At 63.0% G+C, this 26,634-nt stretch carries 25 protein-coding genes; 7 read left to right on the top strand and 18 right to left on the bottom strand.

Annotated features, from left to right (window positions below; translation table 11 throughout):
* The first annotated feature begins 128 nt into the window (after positions 1–128).
* On the top strand, positions 129–557 hold the full coding sequence (locus ACF8EF_RS14830) for a DUF2231 domain-containing protein (protein ID WP_392461441.1): 429 nt from the start codon (positions 129–131) through the stop codon (positions 555–557).
* A complete protein-coding gene (locus tag ACF8EF_RS14825) occupies positions 554–1,846 on the top strand; it encodes a PQQ-dependent sugar dehydrogenase (protein WP_392461439.1) in 1,293 nt (430 codons plus the stop codon). Before ACF8EF_RS14830 ends, ACF8EF_RS14825 begins: the two co-directional genes overlap by 4 nt.
* Before the next feature lie 84 nt (positions 1,847–1,930).
* On the opposite strand, the gene ACF8EF_RS14820 is transcribed toward ACF8EF_RS14825, so the two are convergent.
* Positions 1,931–4,063: a TonB-dependent receptor gene (locus ACF8EF_RS14820; RefSeq protein ID WP_392461437.1), complete on the bottom strand. Its 2,133-nt coding sequence runs from the start codon at positions 4,061–4,063 to the stop codon at positions 1,931–1,933.
* Between the two features lie 215 nt (positions 4,064–4,278).
* Between ACF8EF_RS14820 and ACF8EF_RS14815 the strand changes: the two genes are divergently transcribed.
* On the top strand, positions 4,279–4,860 hold the full coding sequence (locus ACF8EF_RS14815; RefSeq protein ID WP_209965362.1) for a hypothetical protein: 582 nt from the start codon (positions 4,279–4,281) through the stop codon (positions 4,858–4,860).
* 80 nt (positions 4,861–4,940) lie between these two features.
* Here the strand turns inward: ACF8EF_RS14815 and ACF8EF_RS14810 are convergent, their stop codons facing one another.
* The 3 genes from ACF8EF_RS14810 to ACF8EF_RS14800 all read right to left on the bottom strand — a co-directional run bounded on the left by ACF8EF_RS14810 (position 4,941) and on the right by ACF8EF_RS14800 (position 7,208).
* Positions 4,941–5,579, bottom strand: coding sequence for a peroxiredoxin-like family protein (locus ACF8EF_RS14810; RefSeq protein ID WP_176683265.1), 639 nt, complete (start codon positions 5,577–5,579; stop codon positions 4,941–4,943).
* A gap of 20 nt (positions 5,580–5,599) precedes the next feature.
* Positions 5,600–6,364 (bottom strand): hypothetical protein, encoded by a 765-nt coding sequence (locus ACF8EF_RS14805; RefSeq protein ID WP_176683266.1) that lies wholly within the window; start codon positions 6,362–6,364, stop codon positions 5,600–5,602.
* A gap of 334 nt (positions 6,365–6,698) precedes the next feature.
* Positions 6,699–7,208 carry a MarR family winged helix-turn-helix transcriptional regulator gene (locus ACF8EF_RS14800; RefSeq protein WP_176683267.1) on the bottom strand — a complete coding sequence of 170 codons (510 nt, stop codon included), beginning with the start codon at positions 7,206–7,208 and terminating at the stop codon, positions 6,699–6,701.
* Positions 7,209–7,403: 195 nt separating this feature from the next.
* Here ACF8EF_RS14800 and ACF8EF_RS14795 point away from each other — a divergent pair, with 195 nt between their 5' ends.
* Positions 7,404–7,922, top strand: a complete 519-nt coding sequence (locus ACF8EF_RS14795; RefSeq protein ID WP_392461435.1) for a DMT family transporter — start codon at positions 7,404–7,406, stop codon at positions 7,920–7,922.
* Here the strand turns inward: ACF8EF_RS14795 and ACF8EF_RS14790 are convergent, their stop codons facing one another.
* From ACF8EF_RS14790 to ACF8EF_RS14780, 3 genes are all read right to left on the bottom strand, one after another.
* Positions 7,923–8,831, bottom strand: a complete 909-nt coding sequence (locus ACF8EF_RS14790) for a LysR family transcriptional regulator (RefSeq protein WP_176683269.1) — start codon at positions 8,829–8,831, stop codon at positions 7,923–7,925.
* 162 nt (positions 8,832–8,993) lie between these two features.
* Positions 8,994–9,323: a hypothetical protein gene (locus tag ACF8EF_RS14785; protein WP_176683270.1), complete on the bottom strand. Its 330-nt coding sequence runs from the start codon at positions 9,321–9,323 to the stop codon at positions 8,994–8,996.
* A 74-nt stretch (positions 9,324–9,397) separates the two neighbouring features.
* Positions 9,398–10,048, bottom strand: coding sequence for a DUF998 domain-containing protein (locus ACF8EF_RS14780; RefSeq protein ID WP_392461433.1), 651 nt, complete (start codon positions 10,046–10,048; stop codon positions 9,398–9,400).
* A 199-nt stretch (positions 10,049–10,247) separates the two neighbouring features.
* On the opposite strand from ACF8EF_RS14780, the gene ACF8EF_RS14775 reads away from it, so the two are divergent.
* Entirely contained in the window at positions 10,248–10,997 is a 750-nt protein-coding gene (locus tag ACF8EF_RS14775) for a FadR/GntR family transcriptional regulator (RefSeq protein ID WP_003247694.1), read from the top strand.
* Positions 10,998–11,130: 133 nt separating this feature from the next.
* On the opposite strand, the gene ACF8EF_RS14770 is transcribed toward ACF8EF_RS14775, so the two are convergent.
* The 11 genes from ACF8EF_RS14770 to ACF8EF_RS14720 form a co-directional block, all read right to left on the bottom strand.
* Positions 11,131–12,711: an aldehyde dehydrogenase (NADP(+)) gene (locus ACF8EF_RS14770; RefSeq protein ID WP_176683272.1), complete on the bottom strand. Its 1,581-nt coding sequence runs from the start codon at positions 12,709–12,711 to the stop codon at positions 11,131–11,133.
* A gap of 58 nt (positions 12,712–12,769) precedes the next feature.
* Positions 12,770–14,323, bottom strand: a complete 1,554-nt coding sequence (gene garD, locus ACF8EF_RS14765; protein WP_339533527.1) for a galactarate dehydratase — start codon at positions 14,321–14,323, stop codon at positions 12,770–12,772.
* A 77-nt stretch (positions 14,324–14,400) separates the two neighbouring features.
* Positions 14,401–15,765 (bottom strand): MFS transporter, encoded by a 1,365-nt coding sequence (locus ACF8EF_RS14760; RefSeq protein ID WP_209965385.1) that lies wholly within the window; start codon positions 15,763–15,765, stop codon positions 14,401–14,403.
* Positions 15,766–15,869: 104 nt separating this feature from the next.
* Positions 15,870–16,781: a 5-dehydro-4-deoxyglucarate dehydratase gene (gene kdgD / locus ACF8EF_RS14755; protein WP_209965387.1), complete on the bottom strand. Its 912-nt coding sequence runs from the start codon at positions 16,779–16,781 to the stop codon at positions 15,870–15,872.
* A gap of 560 nt (positions 16,782–17,341) precedes the next feature.
* Positions 17,342–18,151: a gamma-glutamyl-gamma-aminobutyrate hydrolase family protein gene (locus ACF8EF_RS14750; RefSeq protein WP_176683276.1), complete on the bottom strand. Its 810-nt coding sequence runs from the start codon at positions 18,149–18,151 to the stop codon at positions 17,342–17,344.
* 469 nt (positions 18,152–18,620) lie between these two features.
* Positions 18,621–19,403: an amino acid ABC transporter ATP-binding protein gene (locus ACF8EF_RS14745; protein ID WP_010954443.1), complete on the bottom strand. Its 783-nt coding sequence runs from the start codon at positions 19,401–19,403 to the stop codon at positions 18,621–18,623.
* 22 nt (positions 19,404–19,425) lie between these two features.
* Positions 19,426–20,670: an FAD-binding oxidoreductase gene (locus ACF8EF_RS14740; RefSeq protein ID WP_176683277.1), complete on the bottom strand. Its 1,245-nt coding sequence runs from the start codon at positions 20,668–20,670 to the stop codon at positions 19,426–19,428.
* A gap of 16 nt (positions 20,671–20,686) precedes the next feature.
* Positions 20,687–21,397, bottom strand: a complete 711-nt coding sequence (locus ACF8EF_RS14735) for an ABC transporter permease (RefSeq protein ID WP_176683278.1) — start codon at positions 21,395–21,397, stop codon at positions 20,687–20,689.
* Positions 21,394–22,113, bottom strand: coding sequence for an ABC transporter permease (locus ACF8EF_RS14730; protein WP_021781693.1), 720 nt, complete (start codon positions 22,111–22,113; stop codon positions 21,394–21,396). Before ACF8EF_RS14730 ends, ACF8EF_RS14735 begins: the two co-directional genes overlap by 4 nt.
* 170 nt (positions 22,114–22,283) lie before the next feature.
* Entirely contained in the window at positions 22,284–23,036 is a 753-nt protein-coding gene (locus ACF8EF_RS14725; protein ID WP_176683280.1) for a transporter substrate-binding domain-containing protein, read from the bottom strand.
* A gap of 23 nt (positions 23,037–23,059) precedes the next feature.
* Positions 23,060–23,932 (bottom strand): MurR/RpiR family transcriptional regulator, encoded by an 873-nt coding sequence (locus ACF8EF_RS14720; RefSeq protein WP_012052078.1) that lies wholly within the window; start codon positions 23,930–23,932, stop codon positions 23,060–23,062.
* 142 nt (positions 23,933–24,074) lie between these two features.
* Here ACF8EF_RS14720 and ACF8EF_RS14715 point away from each other — a divergent pair, with 142 nt between their 5' ends.
* Both ACF8EF_RS14715 and ACF8EF_RS14710 read left to right on the top strand, forming a co-directional pair.
* Entirely contained in the window at positions 24,075–25,100 is a 1,026-nt protein-coding gene (locus ACF8EF_RS14715) for an Ldh family oxidoreductase (RefSeq protein ID WP_176683281.1), read from the top strand.
* 163 nt (positions 25,101–25,263) lie between these two features.
* Positions 25,264–26,460: an amino acid aminotransferase gene (locus ACF8EF_RS14710; protein WP_103462591.1), complete on the top strand. Its 1,197-nt coding sequence runs from the start codon at positions 25,264–25,266 to the stop codon at positions 26,458–26,460.
* Positions 26,461–26,634 lie beyond the last annotated feature (174 nt).

The raw sequence follows: 26,634 nt of genomic DNA, 5'->3' as shown, positions 1-26,634 counted from the left end.
AGGATATTTCATTACAGCGAAGCGGTGAACTATCTCGGCGTCAAGAGGCTCCTTTGCTAAGCGCACCCTGCGCTTACCTGATGGCGCAAGACCATCAGCCCTGGGTCACTGAATGAAAAGGAGGCACCGTGACCGCATCAGATCAAACCCGCTACCGCTATACGCCCAGCCCGCTGCATGCCTTGCTGCTGGCAGGCAGTGTGCCGTTGTTCCTTGGCGCGCTGTTGAACGATCTCGCCTACTACAACAGCTACCAGATTCAGTGGAGCAACTTCGCTGCTTGGCTGATCGCCGGTGCCTTGGTGTTCTGTGGGCTGGCACTGTTGTTCGCGCTGGCCAACCTGATCCGCGCCGAGCGCAAGGGCGGGCGCGCTACGTTGTACTTCGTACTGCTGCTGGTGACCTGGGTGCTTGGGCTGATCAATGCCTTCGAGCATGCCAAGGACGCCTGGGCGGTGATGCCTTCTGGGCTGGTGTTGTCGGTAATCGTGACAGTGCTCGCGGTGGTGGCCGCCTGGATCGGTTTGAGCAACCTGCGCTCAGGAGGTGTGGCATGAAGCCTTTGCATGCGTTCAGCCTGTTGAGCGTGGCGCTATTGTTGGGTGCCTGTGGTGGCGACGGCGAGCCGACCCAGGCCCATGGCCCGGACCCGAAGCTGCCGGAGCCTCAGCGCGGCTTGCTGCCAGATATGAAGATTGCGCAGCCGGTTGCCTGGGGTGAGCTGAAACCGACAGTGCCGGAGGGCTTCAGTGTCACGGCCATTGCCACTGGCCTGAAAATCCCGCGTCAGAGCCTGGTGCTGCCCAATGGCGACATTCTGGTGGCTGAGGGTAGGGGGGGGAGCGCGGCCAAGCTCAAGCCCAAGGATGTGATCGCCAGCCAGATCAAGGCCAAGGGCAATACCCAGGTCAAGGGTGGCAACCGCCTGACCTTGCTGCGCGATGCTGACGGCGATGGCAACTACGAGGTACAGGCCGTGTTTGCGGAAAACCTCAACGCACCGTATGGCCTGGCCTATGCCAACGGCAAGCTGTATGTAGCCAACCAGGATGCGCTGGTACGCTTTGACTACAAGGAAGGCCAGACCCAGGCCGACGGCCCGCCAACCAAGGTCACCGACCTGCCGGCCGAGATCAACCACCATTGGACCAAGGCGCTGACAATCAGCCCGGATGGCCGCTTCTTGTATGTGGGTATCGGCTCGAACAGCAATATCACCGAGCGCGGCCTGGAGGTGGAGATCGATCGGGCCATGGTCTGGCAGGTCGATGCCGAGACCGGGGCGCACCGACCCTATGCCACCGGCTTGCGTAACCCGACGGCATTGACCATTCAGCCGCAGACCGGGCAGTTGTGGACGGTGGTCAACGAGCGGGATGAGTTGGGCCCTGACCTGGTGCCCGACTACCTTACCTCGGTGCGTGAGGGTGGCTTCTATGGTTGGCCTTACAGCTACTGGGGGCAGCATGTGGATGAGCGGGTGCGGCCGCAGAACCCGGACAAGGTGGCGGCGGCGATCAAGCCGGACTACAGCCTGGGTTCGCATGTGGCTGCACTGGGTGTGGACTTCTCGACCCCGGCAATGGGCGAGCGCTTTGCAGACGGTGTGTTCGTGGGCGAGCACGGCAGCTGGAACCGGCCCAAACCGGTGGGTTACAAGGTGATTTTCGTGCCGTTCAGCAATGGCAAGCCTGCAGGGGAACCGATCGACTTCGCCACGGGCTTTCGCGGTGAGGATGGCAAGACCCGGGGGCGACCGGTTGGGGTGACGGTGGACCCGCGTGGGGCGTTGATCATTGCCGATGACCTGGCGAATACGGTGTGGCGGGTGACGCGTAATCGCTGAATGCTATCGGGGCAAATCGGCAAAGCTTGCTGGCGATGGGCCGCAGAGCGGCCCAATTGCTGACTGGCAAGCATTGCACACGGGTCAGAAGCGGTAGTTGAAGCTGGCTTCCAGCGTGCGCGGTGCCCCTGGGGTGATCAGGTCGACCGAGCCATGTGCCGAGGCATAGTAGTCACGGTCAAACACGTTCTTCAGGCGCAGCGCGGCATCCCACTGCGGCACGCTGTACAGCAGCGCGGCGTCGAAGGTGGTATAGCCCGGCATCACCACCACATTGTCGAGCGCTGTGTAGCGTTCGTCGACGTAGTTGGCGCCGGCGGCCACACGCCACTCCGGTGTCAGGGTACGTACCAGCCAGACGTTGGCGCTGTTGCGCGGCGTCAGGGTAGGGGTCTGGCCTTCGTTCGCGACGCCATTGGTCTTGCTGTTGGACTTGGTGATTTCGGCGTCCAGGTAAGCGTAACCGGCATAGATCTGCCACTTGTCGGTGAGATCCCCGCTGATGGTGGCTTCGAAGCCATCGGTACGCTGTTCGCCAGCCAATACGGTCAGGTTGGGGTTGGCCGGGTCGGCAGTCTTCATGTTGGTGCGTTCAAGGCGGAACACTGCGGCGGTCAGTGACAGGCGGCTGTCGAGCAGGTCCCATTTGGCGCCGATTTCATAGTTGGTGGTTTCTTCCGGCTCCAGGTGCTGGTTGCTCGGGCTCACCGCGAACACTTCGCCTGAAGGCTGGTAGCTGCGGCTGACCGACACGTAGTAGGACTGGAATGCGTCTGGCTGGTAGACCAGGCCGGCACGCGGGCTCCAGGTCTTGTCGGTACGATCGAGGTCGATGCTCTGCACGCGGTCGTCGTCGTACTCCTGGCCAAAGATGTCATAACGCACACCGACCAACGCCTTCCAGTGCGCGTTCAGCTCGATCATGTCCTGCACGTACAGACCGGTGGTCTGCTGGAAGTTGGTGCCCTTGGAAGACAGGTTGGCGGCATGGTCCGGTACCGGCACCAAGGCATCGCGGTAAACCGGTACCTGGGCCACGTTGGTCTGGCTCAGCACGCGCTGGTACTTGTCCTGAAAGCCTGCTTCCACGCCATACAGCAGGTTGTGCTGCATGCCGGCCAGTTGCGCCTGTTGCTTGAGCTCCGTCTGGTTGAACACACCGTACTCATCGCGAGCGACGTTGCCGCGGTTGAGCTTGATCAGCAGTTCACCATCAGGCGCGGTGACGAAGCGCGTCGGGCTGCTGTCGGCCAAGGTGTTGTTGCGGTCCAGGTCGTAGCGGTAGTAACGGCTGGTGTTGGTCAGGGTGAAGTTGTCGTTGATGCGGTAGTCCAGGCTGGCTGTAAGCGAGAACACCTCGCTGCGGGCGTAATCCTGGTCAGCATCGCCAGAGCCGAAGCGTTTGTCGCGGTCCACGTCCACCGGGCGGTTGCCCAGGGCCGGGATGCCGAAGTCGATCAGGCGCTTGTCGTACAGGTAGGTGGCGCCCAGGTTCAGTTCCAGGTCGTCCGAGAGACGGAAGTAGGCCGACGGTGCGATGGCCTTGCGGTCGATGTAGCCATCATCGCGGAAGGTGTCGCTGTCTTCGAAGGCACCCGTTACGCGGTAGGCCTGGTTGCTTTGCGGGTCGGCCCAGCCGGTGTCGAACTGGGTTCGGCGTTTGCCTTCGCTGTCGAAGTTCATGCCGACTTCGCGCTTGGGCGTGAAGCTTGGTTTCTTGCTGATGCTGTTGATCAGCCCGCCCGAGGAGCCACGGCCATACAGCACCGCGGCCGGGCCCTTGATCACCTCGACGCGCTCGATGTTGGACAGGTCGCGGAAGTACAAGGCGTCGTCACGCACGCCGTCGATGTACATGTCGCCAATGGCGCTGAAGCCACGGATGGTCACCTGGTCGCGCTGGCCGTCACCGTTTGACAGGCCGATGCCGGGCACGTTCTTGAGCACGTCTTCCATGGACTGTGCGCCCTGGTCCTTGATCACGCTTTCGGGAACGACGTTGACGGTTTGCGGGATATCGCGCAGCGGTGCGTCGATCTTCATGGCGGTGCGGCTTTCACTGGCCTTGTAGCTTTGCTGCTCATAGACGCCGGTGACGGCGGTGGCGGGCAGGGCGAGGCTACTTTGCGTATCGGTTTGGGCGGCAGCGTGTACAGCAGGCACAACGAGCAGGCCCAGCATGGAAATGGATGCTGGGGCAACAGACCTTTTTGCCATTACAGGCGACTCTTTGTTGTTATCGGGAGTCAAGAATAGTAATGATTTGCAAATGTAAAGCAAGTGTAAAGAATTCGTATTAGCTGTAACAGTGGTTCGGCGCCGAAATGCGTCGCGCACCGAGAGGGCCGGCAAGGTGGCAGGTAATGGCTATGCTTGATAGCGCGTGAGCCTTTCACGCGCCTATTCGGACTTGATCACAGGGAAGCACGCCTATGAACCCCATTCTTACTCTCGCTCGTGCTGTAGCCCTTGCCACGCTGGCCTCTGCTGCCAGCTTCACGGTACAGGCTGCCGGCATCCCCATCGGGAGCGAGGCGCTGGAAAGCCATGTCACCACACAGGTAACGGCTATCGACCTGGCCACCCGCCAGGTCACGGTGAAAGGCCCTGACGATAAGAAGGATGTGACGTTCCAGCTGACCGAAAAGGCCAAGGCGCTGCCCAACCTGAAAGTCGGTGACCAAGTCGACATCTACGTGACACGCGCCGTGGCCTATGTGCTCAATCCGGACGTGGGTGGGGCGCCGAAAGCGACTGAAGAGTCCGGTACCATCCGTGCAACCGAGCAAAACCCCAACCCGGGCGGCGAGGCGTTCCGCCAGGTCAAGGTTACCTCTCAGATCAAGAAGATCGACCTCAACACGCATGAGGTGAGCTTGTTGCCGCCGGAGGGCAAGCTGCAGGTGGTCAAGGTCGAGAATCCAGACCTGCAGAAACGGATGAAGAACCTCAAGGTTGGCCAGACGGTCGACGCGATCTACACCGAAGTGCTGCGCGTCGAAACCTCGCGCTGACCTCAGCCGTTGCCGACCTCGGTTACTCGCCTACGATCGGCCATTTGCGGTCCGGGCAGCCCGGTGCCTGGGAGCGGGCCTCAGTGGCCCGCGGCTTCGATCAAAGCCTGGGGTTCGGCACGCTCGGAGTAGTCGACATTGACGAAGGCATGGCGAATGCGGCCATCCTGGCCGATGACGAAAGCGCTGGCCATCGGCAGGCTGAGGTCGTCGCATTCGTTCAGTGCCTTGAGGTCGGCGCCAAGTGCTCGGTATACCGCCTCCAGTTCTGGCTCCAGCTCGAAGACGATGCCGTACTGGCGCGCCAGCTGGTTGCCCGGATCGCTCAGCAGTTGGTAGCGCACGCCCAGGGATTCGCGGGTTTTCAGGGTGGCAGCGCGGCTCTGGGCGGAGACGGCGACCAGCGTGGCACCGCTGGCGGCCAGATCGCCTGCCATCTGCTGGTATTCGCTGAGCACTACATTGCAGAACGGGCACCACAGGCCGCGGTAAAACACCAGTACCAGCGGGCCGCGTGCCAGCAGGGCCCGCAGGTCCACGGCCTTGCCATCGGCATCCTCCAGCACGGCCAGCGGGGCGTTGTCGCCGGATTTGAGCACGTGGTCCTCAGGATGCCTTGCGATCAGGGCTTGCAGCGAGGCGCCAAATTTTTCCAGCACCTCGGTGGGCAGTTGGGTCATCTGCTCTTTGACGGCGTCGAGTTTTTCCTTGAGTGACATGCTTGTTTCCTTGTGATGGTTCACTGGGGCAGGCTTCGGGTAGCACGGGTTTGTATGCGCTGCGAGGCCTTGCAGGCCGGGGGATGGCGCTGAAACAGCTGAAGTACCCAGTCGGGACGGGTCTTGCTGGCATCATTGAGCCAATTGGCGACCGAGTCCTGGGCATATTTCTCGGCTTCGGCCAGCAGCGGTACCAGCAACGGCTCGGCCACTTCTGGATGTTGCTTGAGCGTGGCAATGTGCTCGCACCAAACGCCGCGCGGGCGCAGGATCTCGATGCAGAACCGACGCACCAGTGGGTCTGCATCGCCGGTATGGCGACCAAGTAGCGCCAGGGCGGCTTCAGGGTGCTGGGCCAGGCGCGGGCGCAGGGCAATCCAGGCCCATTCACGCACGCCGAAATGCTCATCGCGGGCGAAGCGAAACTGCGCCAGCAGGGCATCTTCCACAGGCTGCGAGCGTGCAAGGTACGCCTGGGCGAACGCCGCCCAGCTGCGCACGGTATCGGACGGGTGCGTACAGCATTGCTCGAACACCTGCTGGCGCAAAGGCTCGGGGGCCTGCTCCAGCCACTTGCCCAGCGCCAGGCCAATGGCCGCCACTTTTTTTGACAGGCCCAGTGCCTGGGCCTGGTCTGCACTGGCAGCGAGGTGCTCTACCAACGCTGCGGGCAGTTGGCCTGCCAAGGCGTTGACCAGGGCGGCTTGATCCACCGCCAGGCACTCGGCCAGGTTGCGGGTTGGGAGTTGGCCAAGGTCGATCAGGGACTTTCGGTCGTCGCTCATTGCTGAGGTTCCATGGCGGTGGCACGGTGCACTCGATGACCGGCCAGGAACGTGTGCAGCCTCGTTGATGTGCACATCCTCCAGTGGACGGCCCAGTGCCGAATCTTCGATGGGCGAAAGCTGAAACCCTCGATGGCCAGTGGCTGTCTGGCAAGGCGGCGGATGAACAGTCGCCGGTAAAGTGCCGCTGGCAGGCAGGCCTCGAGCCAAGGTTGGCGACGACTTGGCTGGTCGTGTTCGCTATGTACCCGGGGCTTCCTGCCAAGCCGGGCCAATACGCTCTGATTCTGCAACATTATCCACCTCCATGTGGTCTTGCGGGTGTGCCTTGGGTTCAGTGCTTGTCCGGTGGCAGTGCCAGGGCAGGACTGGCCGAGAGTGCCTGTAGCGTGATGGACAGGGCGTCGCGTTGCGTGTTGTCCAGTGACTGCATGATCGTGCCGATCCAGTCGGTGTGTTCGGCGAATACGGCGTCGAGTACCGCTATGCCTGCCGAGGTTAGGCTGATGCTCAGCTTGCGACGGTCATGGGCGTCCTTGCGGCGCTTGATAAAACCATCACCCTGCAGGCCGTCGAGCAGGCCGGTTACGGTGCCCGAGGTGATTGCCAGGCGCGTTGCCAGCTCCAGCGGTGCCAGGCGGCCGCCTGCGCCTTGCAAGGTCAGGAGGATTGCGAACCGCCCTTCCGACAGGTTATGGCGGGCCAACCGTGCGGCGCATACCCGGTTGATGGCCGCTGCAGCGGACAGGAGTTCGAAACACAGGCGCACGTTCTGTCTGGCGTCAGCGGGGGCCTCGGTCAGTGCATCGAGCATGATGTGATGCTTGTTCTCAAGCGTATTCATAAGGCGCAGTTTATCTTGGTGCCTTACTAAGTCAACAGCACAGATGTCTCAGGGTGAAGACAGCATGCGCACGCTGGACAAAAGGGATGTTTCACTATGCAGGGTACGAATAGTTCAAGTGCAGGATTTTGATTTCTATCAGTACTGCGGAATGCACCATCATGGTGGCCATCGATACCTTGGATGAGGACTGCCATGTTCAGTAAATCAATGCTTCTGCTGGCGCTTCCTGTGGCCATGGCGTTGCTTGCCGGTGCCGTGTTGCCGTTTCAGGCTGCCGGTAATGCTGCGGCAGGCCGGGCACTTGGGCACTGGCTGTGGGGGGCTTTCACATCGTTGACGGTAAGCATGCTGGTGGTAATCGCTGCCCTGCTGATTATCCGGGTGCCGGCGCCAGACATGGGAAAGGCCCTGCAGGGGCCTTGGTGGTTGTGGGTTGGTGGCGTGCTGGGGGCAATGTATGTAGCCGGCGCCGCAGCCCTCACCCCTAAACTTGGCGCAGCAGGGTTCCTGGTACTGGTGGTGGCAGGGCAGATCATCACGGCAGTGCTTGCCGACCACTATGGGGTGATGGGGTTGGGTGGCAAGCCGCTCAGTCTGGCCAGGGTGGCCGGCGTGGTGCTGATCCTGTGCGGAGTAATGCTGGTACAGGGCACTTGGGCGACAGCGTCACCGGCCCCTTCCACGGCAGCTGTGAAAGGGCAGGAAAACTGATCAGCGCCCTGGCTGGCTACAGGCCCATACGGTTTCGCGCAGCCAGCGGTGCCCGGGGTCACTGTCCTTGCGGTTGTGCCAGGCTTGCTGATAGTCGAAGGAGGGAATGGCCAGTGGCGGCGTGAACTGGCGCAGTGTCCTGTGCTGGCGCAACGACCCCACTGCGCGGCTGGCCACCGTCAGGATCAGGTCAGTGCCGGCCAGCACTTCAACCGCCGCACTCCAGTGTGGCAAGGCCAGGGCAATGCGGCGTTGCAGGCCCCGGGCGGCCAGCGCACGCTCGATCTCATCGAAAGCATCCGGACGCATGGCCATCAATACATGTGGGCGTGCCAGCCAGTCTTCCAAGGCCATGCCGCCGCTGGCAGGCAGGACCTGGCGATCGGCAACGCTGATGAAACGATCGGCAAACAGGGACTGGGCGGTGATGTTCTGAGGCAGTTCGGGGAACAGGCCCAGGGCCAGATCCAGTTCGCCATCGAGCAACTGCGCCAACATGGTTTCACGGCTGGCCTGGCTGATGGCCAGGTCCACTCCGGGCGCGACTTGGCGCAGGTGGCGCAGCAGGTGCGGCAGGATGATGCGCGAAGCGTAGTCGGACAGCGACAGCCGGAATCGGCGCTGGGCCCGGGCTGGGTCGAACAGCGGGGTGGCCAGCAGGCTGTCGAGATTGCTCAGTGCATCCTGTAGTGGCTGTGCCAGCGACTGGGCGCGGGCAGTGAGGACCATGCGGCCGCCTTGGCGTACCAGCAAAGGGTCGTCGAAGTGTTTGCGCAACTGCGCCAAGGCGTGGCTGACCGCTGGTTGGCTGCGGTGCAGACGCAAGGCTGCACGGGTCACGTGCTTTTCGCTGAGCAGGGCGTGCAGCGCGAGCAGCAGGTTGAGGTCGATCTTGCGCAGTTCATCCATTGGGTGAATGGCCTTGGTCAAGTCTGGCAATTCAGGTCAGCTTAACAAATGCTTGAGTCTTGCGTGTGCCTGCAAACTGCTGGCGGTAAAGGCCCTTTCGCAGCACTAGGCCTTTACTTAATGACTTTAAGTTTGATCTGTAATTTTCTGATAAATATAGAGTTATCTTTTTGCAGTCGCATGCTGAACACACTGCTCAAAGTAAGTCCGCCTTATCGCTGCTGGCTTGAGCCGCGAGCGGCTGTTGTACGTCTGCTCGGTAATGCCGAAGGCAGTCATACGCATCCACGGTTTGGGAAATTTACGCACCTGAAGCTTCTTGCGTGTGGCGTACAGCGTTACCCCGGAAAGCTTGGCCTGCTGGGCTTCGGCGGCTATCTGCGCGCCCCAGCCGCAGGTGTGGCGATCGTTCTGGCTCAGTGCCCTGGCCTGGGCGCCGAAAGCGAGGGTGGCCAGCAGGCAGCCGGCCATCGTTGCTAGAATTACTCGCATGTTGCTGTCCTAAGCATCTGAAAGAGAACGGAGTTTGCCTTCGCTTTCCGGTGCTGTGGGCCAGCAATTTGCCGTCAGGTCACCGCCATGCGCAGAGGGCTGGCCGCGGGCTTGCGCAAGCTTGTCCAGGCCAGGCTGGCAACCCAGAGCACCGACACGCCATAGTTGAGGCGTTGATACAGGCCGAACAGCTGACCGCTCTGCGCCGCCTGGCCCATCAACCCGACGGTGATGATCGCCAGCACCACGCAGGCCAGGGAAAACAGCGCCAGGGGGCGGGAGCCGGCAATGCGGCTGCCCAGCCATGCCCACAGGGCGCTGGCCAAAGTCAGCGAGAGGAACATCAGCAGACCAAACAGGTTATGCAGTTGCTGCGAGGTAGATGGCTGTACCGGTGCGCAGCCCTGGTCGCAGGGGAACCAGCCGGTGCCCAAACTGCCCATGCCATGCAGCAACACCAGGCCCGCACTCAGCAGCGCCAGCTTCGAGCTATGCCAGCGCCGCACCAGGCCCCAGGCAAACAGGGCAAACAGCAGGGCTAGAGGGTAGTTGTTGACCCGTGGTGACCAGCTGTGGGTTGGCGAGCCTGCCGCGCCAAGCTGGCTCATGGCCTGTTGCAGGTGATCATAGCCAGGGTAGGCCTGGGCCGTGAGCCATACCCCCGCCAGCAGCCAGAGGGGGATCAGCAGGCCACTGCTGAGCAAAAGGCGGTCGAGGGTTTTCATACTGTAGATTCCTTCCATGGATCAGTGAGCGTGAAGGCATACAGTACAGGCTCGCGCAGACCATGGGCCACTGATTCTGCGCGTTTTTTCATGGGCCAGGGTCGGCAAAGATGTGCAATAAATACCGCACCGGGTGTATGTGATCGTACAACCGCTTGCGCTATGATGAACGCTGTCTTTCAAGGTGAAATACAGGGCAATGACAGAGCAGCAGGTACAGGCAAGGACCCGGCGCAAGCCGCGCAGTCTGGCCCAGGAACTGGTCACGGTGCTGACCGAACGCATTCGCAGCGGCCAGCTCAAGCGCGGCGACAAGCTACCGACCGAATCGCAGATCATGGCCGAAGAGGGCGTCAGCCGCACGGTGGTGCGTGAGGCGATTTCGCGGCTGCAGGCTGCCGGGCAGGTAGAGACCCGCCACGGCATCGGCACCTTCGTGCTGGATGCGCCGGCTACGGGCGGTTTCCGTATCGACCCGGCCACCGTGGTCACCCTGCGCGAAGTGCTGGCGGTGTTGGAGTTGCGCATTGCCCTGGAGATCGAGTCGGCCGGGCTGGCGGCCCAACGGCGAAGCGACGAAGCCCTGGCCGGTATGCGGGCGGCGCTGGACGAACTCAACGAGGGGGCGGCCCACGCCACTGATGCGGTGTCGGCGGACTTCCAGTTCCACCTGCGCATTGCCCAGGCCAGCGGCAACCACTACTTCGCCGACATCATCAACCACCTGGGTACCAGCATCATCCCGCGCACCCGGCTGAATTCGGCGCGCCTGGCCCATGATGACCAGGCGCATTACATGAGCCGCCTGATGCATGAGCACGAGGCGATCTATGAGGCGATTGCCCGGCGTGACAGCGAAGGGGCGAAGATGGCCATGCGCATGCACCTGAGCAACAGCCGCGAGCGCTTGCGCCAGGCGCATGAGGCGGCTGAAGCGCAAGGAACCTGAAGCCTTTGCTGCCTGTACTGGCCTCTTCGAGGGCAACATAGCCCTGTAGGAGCGGGCTTGCCCGCGAAGAGGCCAGTACAGTCAAAAAGGAAAGCCCCGCCGTGCGCAGGGCTTTCCTGTTTCTGGCAACCAGTCAGATCGCCCCGTCACTCCACTGACCGTTCACCAACCGCCGCAGCCCCAGCGGGTTGCCGTCGCGCAGTGCCTCAGGCAGCAGCGTCTGCGGATAGTTCTGATAGCACACCGGGCGCAGGAAGCGGTCGATGGCCAAAGTGCCGACCGAGGTGCCACGCGCATCGGAGGTCGCCGGGTACGGGCCGCCGTGCACCATGGCATCACAGACTTCGACACCGGTCGGGTAGCCATTGACCAGGATTCGCCCGACTTTCTCCTCCAGCAGCGGCACCAACCAGGCGAACGCATCGAAGTCGTCCGCCTCGCCGATCAGCGTCGCGGTCAGTTGGCCACGCAGGCCTAGCAGCGCGTCGCGCAACTGGTCGTTGTCTTGCACCTCTACAGCCACGGTGGTGGGACCAAACACTTCCTCCTGCAACAGCGGGTCGGACTCGACCAGCAGGCGTGCATCGGCCTTGAACAGCTGAGCGCGCGCCTGGTTGCCTTCCTGCGCCTGGCCGGCCACATGCTCGATACCGGCATGGGCATGCAGGTGTTCAAGGCCGCCAACGTAGCTGCACAGGCCGCCAGCGTTGAGCATGGTTTGCCCGGCTTGCTGGTCCAGGTACTGGCCAAGGTCGGCGAGCAACTGGCTGTACTGTGGCGACTGCAAGCCAATCACCAGTCCAGGGTTGGTGCAGAACTGCCCGGCACCCATGCACACAGACCCCGCCAACTCGCGGGCAATGGCCTCGCCACGCTTGGCCAGGGCGCCCGGCAGGATGATGACCGGGTTGATGCTGGACATCTCGGCGAACACCGGGATTGGCTGCGGGCGCTCAGCGGCCATGCGGCAAAGGGCATCACCGCCTTTCAGCGAGCCGGTGAAGCCAACCGCCTGGATGGCCGGGTGCTTGACCAGCCACTCGCCCACGCCGCCACCAAACACCATGTTGAACACGCCCTTGGGCATGCCGGTACGCTCAGCGGCGCGCACGATGGCGCAGCCAACCAGGTCGGCCGTGGCCATGTGGCCGCTGTGCGCCTTGAATACCACCGGGCAGCCTGCAGCCAGGGCGGCGGCGGTATCCCCACCGGCGGTGGAGAAGGCCAGCGGGAAGTTGCTGGCACCGAACACCGCGACCGGGCCCACGCCGATGCGCATCTGGCGCAGGTCTACGCGTGGCAGCGGCTGGCGCTCGGGCAGTGCCAGGTCGATGCGCGCGCCGAGGAAGTCGCCGCGACGCAGCACCTGGGCGAACAGGCGCATCTGCCCGCTGGTGCGGCCGCGCTCGCCCTGGATACGGGCGACGGGCAGTGCGGTTTCGCGGCAGACAATGGCGACGAAGGCGTCATCCAGTTCGTCGAGTTCAGCGGCGATGGCGTCGAGGAACTCGGCCCGACGTGACGGGGCCAACTGGCGGAACTCGGCGAAGGCTGCTGCAGCGGCCTTGGCGGCCTGGTCCACTTCGGCTTCGGTGGCCTGGGCAAAGCTGTAGGGCAGGGCTTCGCCAGTGCTGGCGTCCAGGCTCTGCAGGCGCTGAGGGCCAGCGGCACTGCGCTGACCGGCGATGAAATTATGGCCGAGGATCTCAGGCATGGGGTGCTCCTGTGGGCTTGAGGGTGGAGTGTGTGAATGCGTGGTCAGGGCTGCGGCATCAGGTAATGGGCGCCGGGTTGAACAGGGTGATGTCGTTGTGCAGCCGGTGTTGTTCGGCCCAGGTCTGCTTGCGGCCGCTGGCCACGTCCAGGTAGTAATGGAACAGCTCCCAGCCCAGCTCCTCGATGGTCGAGCGACCACTGGCGATGCGACCGGCGTCGATGTCGATCAGGTCGGGCCAGCGTTGGGCCAGTTCGCTGCGGGTACACACCTTGACCACCGGTGCCATGGCCAGGCCATAAGGGGTGCCGCGGCCGGTAGTGAAGACGTGCAGGTTCATGCCAGCCGCCAGTTGCAAGGTGCCACAGACAAAGTCGCTGGCCGGGGTGGCGCAGAAAATCAGGCCTTTTCGGTTGACCCGTTCGCCTGGGCCGAGCACGCCCTGGATAGCGCCGCTGCCCGACTTGACGATCGAACCCAGCGACTTCTCGACGATGTTCGACAGCCCGCCTTTCTTGTTGCCCGGCGTGGTGTTGGCGCTGCGGTCGGCGGCGCCTTGCTGCAGGTAGCGGTCGTACCAGTCCATTTCGCGCACCAACGCGTCGGCAACGTCCTGGTTTTCCGCGCGCGAGGTCAGCATGTAGATCGCGTCGCGCACCTCGGTCACTTCAGAGAACAGCACAGTGGCGCCAGCGCGGACCAGCAAGTCCGCGGCATAGCCCAGTGCCGGGTTGGCGGTGATGCCCGAGAAGGCGTCGCTGCCACCGCATTGCATGCCGAGGATCAGTTCGCTGGCCGGGACCGTTTCGCGGCGGCGCTGGTCGAGCCTCTTCAGACGGGTTTCGGCCAGGTCCATGATCTGCTCGATCATTTCTACAAAGCCAAGGCTGGCATCTTGAAGGCGGTACAGCCATGGGTCGCTGAGGTCCACCGACGGGTCGTTGTCGTGCATCACCTGGCCGGCTTGCAGTTTTTCACAGCCCAGGCTGATCACCAGTGCCTCGCCGCCGAGGTTGGGGTTGCGCGCCAGGTTGCGCACGGTGCGGATCGGGATGTAAGCGTCGCGGGCGTTGATTGCCACGCCGCAGCCGTAGCTGTGGGTAATGGCCACCACGTCGTCGACGTTGGGGTATTTGGGCAGCAGCTCGTTGCGAATGCGCTTGACCGCATGTTCCAGCACGCCGGTCACGCATTGCACGGTGGTGGTGATGCCGAGGATATTGCGGGTGCCGACAGTGCCGTCGGCATTGCGATAGCCCTCGAAGGTGAAGCCCTCCAGCGGCGGCAGCGGCTGTGGCACGGCGTCGCAGCGCGGCAGGCTGTCCAGTTCCGGGGCGGCCGGCATGGCCAACTGGCTTTCCTGCACCCAGCTGCCTTGGCGCAGGTCTTCCAGCGCGTAGCCGATGATTTGCCCGTAGCGGCGCACCGGCTCGCCCTTGGCGATGGCCACGGTGGCCACCTTGTGGCTTTGCGGCACGCCTTCGACCAGGGTCAGGCCGTCGGCGAAGCGGGCGCCTTCGCCCAAGCCGCCGTCGTTGACGACCACAACGACGTTGTCGTCGTCGTGCAGGCGGACGTAGCGGGGCGAGTCGGAATGTTCGATCAACTGCATGTTTGGGCCCTACTTGTCAGGTTCTCAGGCTTTTGTACATCCGCCCACGCCGGGTGACCCGGCGTGGGTGTGTGCTTTCAGTGACGTGAGCTGGCCAGTTCGCCGTCGGTGGCAGGCTCAGCGTGTGGCTTTGGGGCGGCATCACGCAATTCGATACGCTTGATGGGGCCGACGATAACCAGGTAGCTGAATACCGCTACCAGCGCGTTGGCACCCACGTACACAAGCGCCCACTTGAACGAGCCGGTGGCGCTGATGATGTAGCCGATCACGATAGGGGTGGTGATCGAAGCGATGTTGCCGAAGGTGTTGAACAGGCCACCGGACAGCCCGGCGATCTGCTTGGGCGAAGTGTCCGCTACCACCGCCCAGCCCAGCGCACCGATGCCCTTGCCGAAGAACGCCAGCGTCATGAAACCAACCACCATCCACTCGGCATCGACGTAGTTGCAGAACACCATGGTGGTGGACAGCAGCAGGCCACAGACGATCGGCAGTTTGCGCGAGAAGGTCAGCGAGTTGCCGCGGCGCAGCAGCCAGTCGGAGATCACGCCACCCAGGACGCCACCGATAAAACCACACACCGCCGGCAGCGAGGCGATGAAGCCGGCCTTGAGGATTGTCATGCCACGTTCCTGCACCAGGTACACCGGGAACCAGGTGAGGAAGAAGTAGGTAATGGCGTTGATGCAGTACTGGCCCAGGTAGACGCCCAGCAGCATGCGGCTGGTCAGCAACTGCTTGATGTAACCCCATTTCGGGCCGTCGCTGCCGCGCTTCTGGTCCATGTCGACCAGGCCGCCGTTCTGCTCGATGTGCTCGAGTTCGCTTGGGCTGATGCGCGGGTGTTGGCGCGGGTTGTAGATGGTTTTCAGCCACACCATCGAGAAGATGATGCCTATCACACCCATGACCACGAACACGTGCTCCCAGCCGAAGCTGAACACGATCCAGCCCATGATCGGGGCGAACAGTGCAGTGGCGAAATACTGCGCCGAGTTGAAGATGGCCGACGCCGTGCCGCGTTCCTGGGTCGGGAACCATGCGGCGACGATGCGCGCGTTACCCGGGAATGACGGGGCTTCGGCGAAGCCCACCAGGAAGCGCAGGGTGAAGAGGGTGACCACGGCCCAGGCAACCGGCAGGCCACCGACAAAACCCTGCAGCAGGGTGAACAGCGACCAGGTGAAGATGCTGAAGGCGTAGACGTTCTTGGAACCGAAGCGATCGAGCAGCCAGCCACCAGGAATCTGGCCAGCCACGTAAGCCCATCCGAAGGCGGAAAAGATATAACCGAGGGTTACGGCGTCAATGCCGAGGTCTTTCTGCAGGCTGGAGCCTGCGATTGCAATGGTCGCGCGGTCGGCATAGTTGATCGTGGTCACCAGAAACAGCATGAACAGGATCAGGTAGCGCACATGCGTTTTCTTAGTCGCTTGCATGCTGGCAATACTCCCACTAGTTATTTTTGTGCGGGCTCACGAATTGTAACCGGAGTGGGGCAGGCCCACTCCGGGCGCGGCATCTGGCAGGCCGCGGGCAGCGCTTACTGCGGGCCCATCTTGTCCATCAGCGCGGCGAGCATCTCGTACTCTTCGGCGGTGAGGTCGGTCAGCGGAGTACGCACCGGGCCGGCGTCGTAACCGGCAATTCTGGCGCCAGCCTTGACGATGCTGACGGCGTAGCCGGCCTTGCGGTTGCGGATGTCCAGGTACGGCAGGAAGAAATCGTCGATCAGCTTGGCCACGGTGGCGTGGTCGTCCCGGGCGATGGCGTTGTAGAAGTCCATGGCGGTTTTCGGCACGAAGTTGAACACCGCCGAGGAATACACCGGTACACCCAGGGCCTTGTAGGCGGCCGCATACACTTCGGCGGTCGGCAGGCCACCCAGGTAGCTGAAGCGCTCGCCCAGACGACGACGGATCGACACCATCAGCTCGATATCACCCAGGCCGTCCTTGTAGCCGATCAGGTTCGGGCAGCGCTCGGCCAGTTTTTCCAGCAGGTCGGCGTTCAGGCGGCAGACGTTGCGGTTGTACACCACCACACCGATGTTTACCGATTTGCACACCGCTTCGACGTGGGCGGCGACGCCGTCCTGGCTGGCTTCGGTCAGGTAGTGCGGTAGCAACAGCAGGCCCTTGGCACCCAGGCGCTCGGCTTCTTGCGCATATTCGATGGCCTGACGGGTGGAGCCGCCGACACCGGCGAGGATCGGCACCGAAGTGGCGCAGGTGTCAACCGCGGTCTTGATCACCTGGCTGTATTCGCTGGCGGCCAGGGAGAAGAATTCACCGGTACCGCCGGCGGCGAACAGCGCGCTGGCGCCGTAGGGGGCCAGCCACTCAAGGCGCTTGATGTAGCCAGCCGGGCTGAAGTCGCCCTGGGCGTTGAAGTCGGTGACCGGGAAGGACAGCAGGCCGTGGGAGAGGATGGATTTGAGTTCTTGTGGAGTCATTGTTGTTGGCATCCTGGGGCGCTTGGGTGAAGGGTGTTGTCTTGCGTTGGAGGTAAGTTATCGTACAACATATTCGATGACTAGTCCTTTTTCAGAATTTTGTGTTCTCGCCAGGGTGGCCGTCTGGATAGGTGTGTTGTGGCGCAGATCGAGCGCCGCCCGCGCGGCGCTTCGCGGGTAAACCCGCTCCTACGTTTGTCGGGCCAGTTATGCCTGTGGCATTTGCGCGCGAACGCCTTGGCGCATGCCTCGATATCGTGTCGTACAAACAAGGCAGTCGCGCGCGTCTGGGACAGGCGATACTGGCCCGAAACAAACGTAGGAGCGGGTTTACCCGCGAAGCGCCGCGCGGGCGGCGCTCGATTTCACAGGCGCAGCAGGTACGACGACAAATACATGGCAGTCATCGTATCTCTTGAGGGGAAGAAAAAACGATCGCGGAGACAGGCACAAGCCCGCCGCCCGATTCCACGGGAAGTGTTCTGGGACCAGCAGAGGGTGACCGGGGAAACGGGGGCGGCCTTGCACCGCCCCGCGATCAAAGCAGAGGAAACTGAAGGTCAGGCCGCGTGCTGACGCTTGGTTTGCGCCTTGCGTACCTGGGCCCGGCAAGCGTCGCCGAAAGCCTGGAAGATCTTTATCGAATCAGGGTTCTTCGCCGCTTGCCATTCGGGGTGCCACTGCACGGCGAACAGGAACGGCGAAATGCTTGGCGCGTGAATCGCCTCGACCAAGCCGTCTTCGGCACGGGCGATGGCTTCAATACCGGCGCCGAGCTTGTGCAGGCCTTGGCCATGCAGCGAGTTGACGCGAATCTCGTCGGTACCCAGGGTGTCGTGCAGCCAGCTGCCCGGCTGGATCTTCACCCCATGCACCTGGGCGTACTGCACTTCGACAGGGTCTTCGGGGTTTTCCCGATGGTCATTGAACCCAGGTTCGGCATACACCTTCTGGTAAATGTCACCACCCAGGGCCACGTTGATTTCCTGCATGCCACGGCAGATGCCGAAGATGGGCAGGCCACGCTTGATCGCCGCCTTGACCAGCGGAATGTCGAACAGGTCGCGGTTCTGGTCCTGGCCTTTGCCTGGGGTCTGGTTTTCCTGGCCATACAGGGCTGGGTCGATGTTGCTGCCAGCGCCAGTCAGGTACACGCCGTCGGCCATGTCCAGGTAGGTCTCGAGGTCTTCAGTGCCGAAGCAGGTGGGCACCAACACCGGGACGCAATCGGAGAACTCGACGAGCGGGCTAATGTATTTGTGGGTCATGACCTGGTAGTCATGGCCTTTGCGCTCTTGGGTGCCCATGGTCATCAGGACGACGGGTTTGCGCAGGGAAGGTTGCTTGTTGCCAATGTTGCTGTTGGACATATGTCACCTTGGGACAGGTTCGACCTGTCGTTGTTGTGCAGGCGCACGGCGCGGGGCCCTGATTGCTGCCTGTGGCCCCGAGCACTGCCGGCTCGTCAGAGGCGACGATTCCGGTCGGGGCTTGTAGATAGCTTGCCAGAGCCGTTCGATATGTCAAACAACGGAAGAGGGCTTTAACGCAGGCAATACACCGTTTTTGGGGGGCTGAAACCGATGCGGGCCTGTGGCGGCGTGGGTTTGGCAGGGGCTGCGGTCAATAATATTTAACGATGCAGTTGGGTCATTGCAGCGGTGCAATGAATAGGTAGCTCGAAGTCTCCTCGGTCCTTGTGGGGGCAACTGTCTTGCTCAACGTCTAAAAGCTGGCGCGATCCCTGTGGGAGCGGGCTTGCCCGCGAACACGGGCGAAGCCCGTGCCATGCACGGCGGTATCTTCTTCGCGGATAAACCCGCTCCCACAGGCTTTCAATCAATGCAGGATCTGCGCCAGGAACGCCTTGGCCCGCTCGGTGCGCGGCTGGTTGAAGAACACCTGCGGCGGGCTGTCCTCGATGATCTGACCACCCTCAAGGAACAGCACCCGCTCGGCTACCTGCCGGGCAAAGCCCATTTCATGGGTGACGCACAGCATGGTCATGCCCGTCCCAGCCAACTGCACCAATACATCCAGCACTTCGGCGACCATTTCCGGGTCCAGCGCCGAAGTGGGCTCGTCGAACAGCATGATCCGCGGCTTCATGCATAGTGCCCGGGCGATTGCCACGCGCTGCTGCTGGCCGCCGGACAGCTGGCTGGGGTATTTGTGCGCCTGGCTTTCGATGCCGACTTTGCTCAGGTACATGCGTGCCCGCTCCTCGGCGTCCTTGCGTGACAGCCCGCGCACGCTGGTGGGGGCCAGCAGGCAGTTGTCGAGCACGCTCATGTGCGGGAACAGGTTGAAGTGCTGGAACACCATACCGATGTCGCTGCGTACCTGTGCCGCCTCGCGCGTGGTGGCCGCCAGGTCGATGCCGTCCACCTGGATGCTGCCCTGCTGGGCGACTTCCAGGCGGTTGATGCAACGGATCAGGGTCGACTTGCCCGAGCCGGACGGCCCGCACAGCACGATGCGTTCGCCTTCGCGCACCTGCAGGTCGATGTCGCGCAGCACGTGGAACGCGCCATAGTGCTTGTTCAGGCCTTCGATGCGGATCAGCACCGGACGTGGGTCGGGTTCGGGGGCAAGGGTGGCAAGGCTCAGTGGTGCGGTCATCTTGTTGTTCTCCCGCGTGGGTTCAGTCGAAACGGGTCGCGCTGTAAGGCGCGGGGTCGGTGAAGGGGGGCTCGCCAGTGAGCAGCTCGGCCAGCAGCCGGCCGCAGACCGGGCCCAGCGTGAGGCCGTGATGGGCATGGCCGAAGTTGAACCACAGCCCTGGGTGGCGCGGCGCCGGCCCGATCACCGGGCGCATGTCGGGCAGGCAGGGGCGGCGGCCCAGCCAAGGCGTGTCGTCCAGGCGCTCGCCGAGGGCCGGGAACAGCTTGCGCGCCAGGGCCTCGCAGCGGCCCAGCTGGATCTGGTTGCCAGGCGCACTGGCTGCGTCGAACTCGATGCCGGTGGTCAGGCGCACACCGCGCGCCATCGGCGCCAGAACATAGCCACCTTGGGTGTCGCAGATGGAGTGCTCCAGCTGAGCGCCGTCACGGGTGCTGTAGTGCATGTGGTAGCCCCGCTTGATTGCCAGCGGGATCTGGTAGCCCAGGCCGCTGAACAGGTCGGCCGACTGTGGGCCGAGGCAGGCCACCACTTCGTCGGCAGTGATCGGGCCGCGACGGCTCTCTACCCGCCATTGGCCATTGGCCTGGCGCAGGCTGCGCGCATCGCCATGCACGAACTGCCCGCCGCGTTGCAGGAACAGCGCCGCATAGCCACGGGTGAGCGCGCCGGGGTTGTTCACGGTTTTCGGGTCGAGCCAGTGGATGCCACCGACCACGGTGGCGTCCAGCTGGTGTTCACGAGCCTGTAGTTGCCCGCATTCGAGGATTTCGAATTGCAAGCCGTAGCGGCTCAGGCCCTTGGCATCGGTTTTTGCCTGCTCGAACAGCGCTGGGTCGCGGAACACTTCGATCCAGCCTTTGGCTTGCACCAGACTTTCCAGGCCGGCAGCAGCGATCAGCGCGTCATGCTCTTCGACACAGCGCTGCACCAGCGGCAACATATCGGCGGCGGCGCCGGCCAGACGCCCGGGTGCCGACTGGCGCCAGTAGCGCCACAGCCACGGTGCGGCCTTGGGCAGGTGCGTCAGGCTGTAGCGCACATCGGGCTGGCGGTTCAGGCCGTAGCGCAGCAGTGCGCTCAATTGCCGCGGAAAGGCATAGGGGATGACACTGGAGCGCTCGATCAGCCCGGCGTTGCCATGGCTGGTGCCGCTGCCCGGTTCGTCGCGGTCGATCAGAATTACCTGGCGCCCGCGTGCCTGCAGGTGCAGCGCGGTGCTGACGCCGACGATGCCGGCGCCAAGGACAAGGGTCTGGCAATGCATGAAACGTATCCTTCGGTCAGTTCAGGTGGCGGCCCAGGCGGGCTTCCAGGTGTTTCAACAGGCGCCGCACCAGTTCGACGATCACCAGGTAGAGCACGGCGGCCCACAGGTAGATCTGGAAGTCGAAACTGCGCGAGAAGGCCAGTTTGGTCACGCCCATCAGGTCGTAGATCGTCACCAGCGAGGCGATCGCACTGGCCTTGATCATCAGGATCAGTTCGTTGCCCAGCGGGCCGATGGCCACCAGCAGCGACTGCGGCAATATCACCTTGAAGAAGGTGGTCGAGCGTTTCAGGTTCAGCGCCCGCGCCGCTTCATGCTGGCCAGGTGCAACCGCCATCAGGCTGCCGCGGAAAATCTCGGCCTGATAGGCGGCGGTGTTCAGGGTGAACGCCAGCAAGGTGCAGAACCACGCTTCGCGGAAGAACCACCACAGGCCGACGTCCTGCCAGAAGCCCTTGAGCGAACCCAGGCCGTAATACAGCAGGAACAATTGCGCCAGCAGCGGCGAGCCGCGGAAGAAGTACACGTAGCCGGCAGCCATGCGCTGCAGCAACAGGCTGCGAGACATGCGCGCAAGTGCCAGCAGAAGGCCGAGCACAGCGCCCAGGCTGAAGGAAATTGCCACCAGCTTGGCGGTGACCAGCAGGCCGTCGATGAAGCGTGGGCCGTAGCGCTCCAGCAGGTCGGGGTCGAGCACCATTGCCAGCAGTTGATCGAAGCTCATGCGCGTGCTCCTTGCAGGTGGCGGTTGCTGCGCCGTTCGATGTAGGCGAACACGCGCCCGGACAGTGCTGCGAACAGCAGGTAGCCCAGGCAGGCGACGCCGTAGAAGAACATCGGCTCCTTGGTTACGCTGACCGCCAGATTGGTCTGGCGCATCAGGTCGACCAGCGAGATGGTCGACACCAGCGAGGTGTCCTTGAGCAGCGACAGCCAGTTGTTGGACAAGCCGGGCAGGGCGATGCGGGTCAGTTGCGGCAGCAACACCTTGAAGAAACCGGTGCGCTTGCTCAGGCCAAGCGCCGAGCAGGCTTCCAGCTGGCCCTTGGGCAGGGTCTTGAAGGCGGCCAGCCAGATCTCGCTGGAAAACGCGGCGAACACCAGGCTGAAGGCGATCATCGCGGCGAGGAAGGTGTTGATGATGAACTCACCTTGATAACCCATGGCGGCGAGGATCTTCTGCGCGGCGATCTGGCAGCCGTAATAGATGATCAGCAGCGTCAGCAGCTCGGGCAGGCCGCGGAACACGGTAGAAAAGGTGGTGGCCCAGGCCCGTGGCAGGCGTTTGCGTGAGCGCGCCGCCAGCGCGACCACCAGGCCCAGTGGCAGGCCGATGGGCAGGCAGGCCAGGGCCAGGGAAACGGTAACCAGCGCGCCGGCCAGCAACGCCTGGCCCCAGCCTCCGCTGGCGAAAGACAGCAAGGACAATTGATCGAGCATGACGAACCTCTTGGGCAGGTTATGCGGCCTTGTGGGAGCGGCCTTGCGTCGCGATAGGGCTGCGTAGCGGCCCCAGGGTTTATGCAACTGCAGAGATTATCGGGGCCGCTACGCGGCCCTATCGCGACGCAAGGCCGCTCCCACAGGGCGTTCGCACAACTTCCTGAAGATCAGTTGTAGATATCGAAAGCAAAATACTTGCTGGCGATCTTCTGATAGGTACCGTTGGCCACGATCTGTTGCAGCGCGGTATTCAGGCGCTGGCGCAGGGCTTCGTCGTCCTTGCGCACAGCGATGGCGGCATCGGCCTTGGTGTCGGCCACGTCGCCAAGGATCTTGCAGCAATCCCCACCGTTCTTGTTCATCCACTCGTGCAGCGGGAATTTGTCGGCAATCACACCGTCCAGGCGGCCGGCCGCCAGGTCTGCGTTGGCTTCGTCCATGGTCGGGTACAGTTTCACGTCGGCACCAGCCTTGCCATACACGTCTTCGGCGTAGATGGCCTGGGTGGACGAAGACTGCGCACCGACGGTGTAGCCGACAAAGTCGGTCTGGGCGCTGTCGATCTTGCTGTCCTTGGCAACCGCCACGGTCAGGGGCGTGCGGTAGTAGCGGTCGGTGAAGGCGATCTTCTTGCGTCGCTCTTCGGTATCGATCATCGACGCTACCACCGCGTCATACTTGCGCGCCATCAGGGCGGGGATGATGCCTTCCCAGTCCTGGGCCACCAGCGTGCATTCGACTTTCATCTGTTCGCACAGGGCATGGGTGATGTCGACATCGAAGCCATGCAGCTTGTTATCGGCGTCTACATAGTTGAAGGGCGGGTAGGCACCCTCGGTGGCGAACCGCAGGGTTTCAGCGCTGGCGGCACCCGCCAGCAGCAGGGCGCACGCACCCACCAAGGCCATGGACTTGTTCATCTCTGCACCTCATTGCACTCTTGCTATTGTTGTTTGCCCGTCGACCACGAGGTGTAGCCGACGAATTCGTTATGTAGAGCGGCAGTTGCTTCCAAGCGTTTTTCAACATCTGGCCCGAGCTTCTTGCAGACCTCGTTGACCATCAGATGCACCCACGACAACATCGTCGAGGTGGATTCCCAGAACAGGTTGAACTCGGTGGGGATGCGGAACACCTCGTCGGCATTGGCATCCGCCCAGTCACAGAAAGTGTCGGTCACCAAGGTGACCGCAATGCCAGCCTCGCGCGCCTTCTGGCACAGCATCAGGGCATGGCGGGAATAACGGCGCGCCTCGAACACCACCAGAGCGCTGTCTTCGGCACGGCCCAGCAGCACTTCGCCGAAGTGCCCGGCGCTGATGTCGACCAGTTGCACACCATCGCGCAGGTATTGCAGCAGGTGGCTCATGCACATGGCGATGCCACGCTCGGTCTGGAAGCCGGCGATGAACACTCGCGGTTTGCTCGCCAGGCGTTGCGCCACGTTGTGCCAGGCCGGGCTCTGGCGGTACTCGTGTACGCGCACCAGGGCGGCGATTTCCAGCTCCAGGCTGCCGGCGTTGTCGCTGGCGTCCTGGTTCTGGCGGTAATCTTGCAAGCGATCACCCACCAGCCACGGGCCATCGCCCAGATCGTTCTGCAGGTCTTGCTTAAGCGCCTTGAGGTGGGCATAACCCAGTGAGCGACAGTAGCGCCCGACGCTGGATTCGCTGACGCCCAGCTTGGCGGCAATGCTGGCCGAGGTCTGGAACGGCAGTTCGTGCAGGTTGGCAAGCATGTAGGTGGCGATCTTGCGACCCGAGGCAGCGGCCCCTTCGAGGCTGTTTTCCAGGCGTTGCTTGATCAGTTGGCTCATGCTGCGGCTCCAGGGGTGAGGCTTGGGAAGAAAATGAATGTTTTCTGTCATCAAGTCAACATTTGACAGATTGCTGTCACATGAAGGAAAGTTTTTGTCGTTGCAACGCTGTAGCCATTCCAAAATCAACAAGGAGCTTCAGATGTCCGCACCTGCCACCAGCACCGTTGTGCGCATGCCGTTTACCGAGCTGCAAAGCCTGTTGCAGGCCATTTTCCAGCGCCATGGGTGCAGCGAGGCCGTGGCCCGGGTGCTGGCCCACAACTGCGCCAGCGCCCAGCGTGATGGCGCCCATAGCCATGGGGTGTTCCGCATGCCCGGTTATGTCTCGACCTTGGCCAGCGGCTGGGTCGATGGCCAGGCCACGCCACAGGTCAGCGACGTGGCCGCCGGTTATGTGCGTGTCGATGCTGCGGGCGGTTTTGCCCAGCCAGCACTGGCGGCGGCCCGTGAGCTGTTGGTGGCGAAGGCACGCAACGCAGGCATTGCCGTGCTGGCGATCCACAACTCGCACCACTTCGCTGCGTTGTGGCCGGATGTAGAGCCGTTCGCCGAAGAGGGCCTGGTAGCCCTCAGCGTGGTCAACAGCATGACGTGCGTGGTGCCGCATGGTGCGCGCAAGCCACTGTTCGGTACCAACCCCATCGCTTTTGCTGCGCCTTGCGCTGAGCATGACCCGATCGTTTTCGACATGGCCACCAGTGCCATGGCCCATGGCGATGTGCAAATTGCCGCGCGTGCCGGCCAGCAATTGCCGGAGGGCATGGGGGTGGACGCCGATGGCCAGCCGACCACCGACCCAAAGGCGATTCTGGAAGGCGGCGCCCTGCTGCCATTTGGCGGGCACAAGGGCTCGGCGTTGTCGATGATGGTCGAGTTGCTGGCGGCGGCACTGACCGGCGGTCATTTCTCCTGGGAGTTCGATTGGTCCGGGCATCCGGGGGCGAAAACGCCATGGACCGGGCAATTGATCATCGTCATCGACCCGGGCAAGGCCGAGGGCGAGCGCTTTGCCCAGCGCAGCCGCGAACTGGTGGAGCAGATGCAGGCAGTCGGGCTGACCCGGATGCCGGGTGAGCGGCGCTATCGTGAGCGTGAGGTGGCCGAAGAGGAGGGGGTGGCAGTGACCGAGCAGGAGTTGCAAGGCCTGAAAGAGCTGCTTGGCTGATCTGGCCCTTTCGCGGGTTAACCCGCAAAGAATCCAGCCCTTAACCCCGGCCATGCAATGTTGCATAGACAACCTTGCACAATAGTGGATGTTCCTGAGCCCTCTCTCCGGGTATGCTCAGGGCTGACTTTCCGTACCGTCCTGATCCAAGGAGCTGCACGCTGTGTTCAAACATGTCGATGCCTATGCCGGCGACCCGATCCTCTCGTTGATGGAAACCTTCAAGGCCGACCCGCGCGCCGACAAGGTCAACCTGAGTATTGGCCTGTACTACGATGAGGCCGGCGTGGTGCCGCAACTGGCGGCGGTGGATGCGGTGGAAAAACGCATTGCCGGTCAGGACCACGAAGCTTCCCTGTACCTGCCGATGGAAGGCCTGGCCAGCTACCGCCAAGCCATTCAGGCGCTGCTGTTCGGTGCCGATCACCCGGCCGTGACCGGCGGCCGGGTGGCCACCGTACAGACCGTGGGTGGCTCCGGCGCCCTGAAGGTCGGTGCCGACTTCCTCAAGCGCTACTTCCCGCAGTCCGAAGTCTGGGTCAGCAACCCGACCTGGGACAACCACCGCGCCATCTTCGAAGGTGCAGGCTTCAAGGTGCACACCTACCCGTACTTCGACCAGGCTACCCGTGGCGTGGACTTCGACGGCATGCTGGCCACCTTGCAGAGCCTGCCGGCCAACAGCGTGGTACTGTTGCACCCGTGCTGCCACAACCCTACCGGTGCCGATCTGGAACAGCACCAGTGGCAACAAGTGGTCGAAGTGGTCAAGGCGCGCCAGCTGATCCCGTTCCTCGACATCGCTTACCAGGGCTTCGCCGAAGGCCTGGTAGAAGACGCCTACGCTATCCGCGAAATGGCCCGTGCCGGCGTGCCGTGCCTGGTCAGCAACTCCTTCTCGAAAATCTTCTCGCTGTATGGTGAGCGGGTGGGCGGCCTGTCGGTGGTGTGCGATGACGAGGCCACTGCCCAGAGCGTGCTTGGCCAGCTGAAGGCCACCGTGCGCCGCAACTACTCCAGCCCGCCCAACTTCGGCGCCCAGCTGGTTGCCGGCGTACTGAGCGATGCTGGCCTGAATGCCCAGTGGGCCGAAGAAGTCGAAGTGATGCGCAAGCGTATCCTTGACATGCGCCAGGCGCTGGTCGATGCCCTGGCCGTGCTGCTGCCGGGCCAGGACTTCCAGTTCTTCCTGCGCCAGCGCGGCATGTTCAGCTACACCGGCTTCAGCGTCGAGCAGGTACGTCGCCTGCGTGACGAGTTCGGCGTTTACCTGATCGACAGCGGCCGTGTGTGCATGTCCGGCCTGCGCCCGGCCAACCTGCAACGGGTTGCCGAAGCGTTCGCTGCCGTTCAGAAGTAACTCGCCAGCCACGGACCCTCCTGCGGGGCGCGGTTGGACTTTGTGGGAGCGGCCTTGCGTCGCGAAAGGGGTGCGGAGCGCCCCCACGATTGCAGCTTTGCCGCTGACATTGCTGGGGCCGCTTTGCGGCCCTATCGCGACGCAAGGCCGCTCCCACAGGCGGCTCCCACAGGC

The organism is Pseudomonas sp. zjy_15, from assembly GCF_043101865.1.
Classification (GTDB): Bacteria; Pseudomonadota; Gammaproteobacteria; order Pseudomonadales; family Pseudomonadaceae; genus Aquipseudomonas; species Aquipseudomonas putida_Y.
Note: the sequence above shows the minus strand (reverse complement) of the source record. Positions and strands in the feature narration are given on the sequence as shown.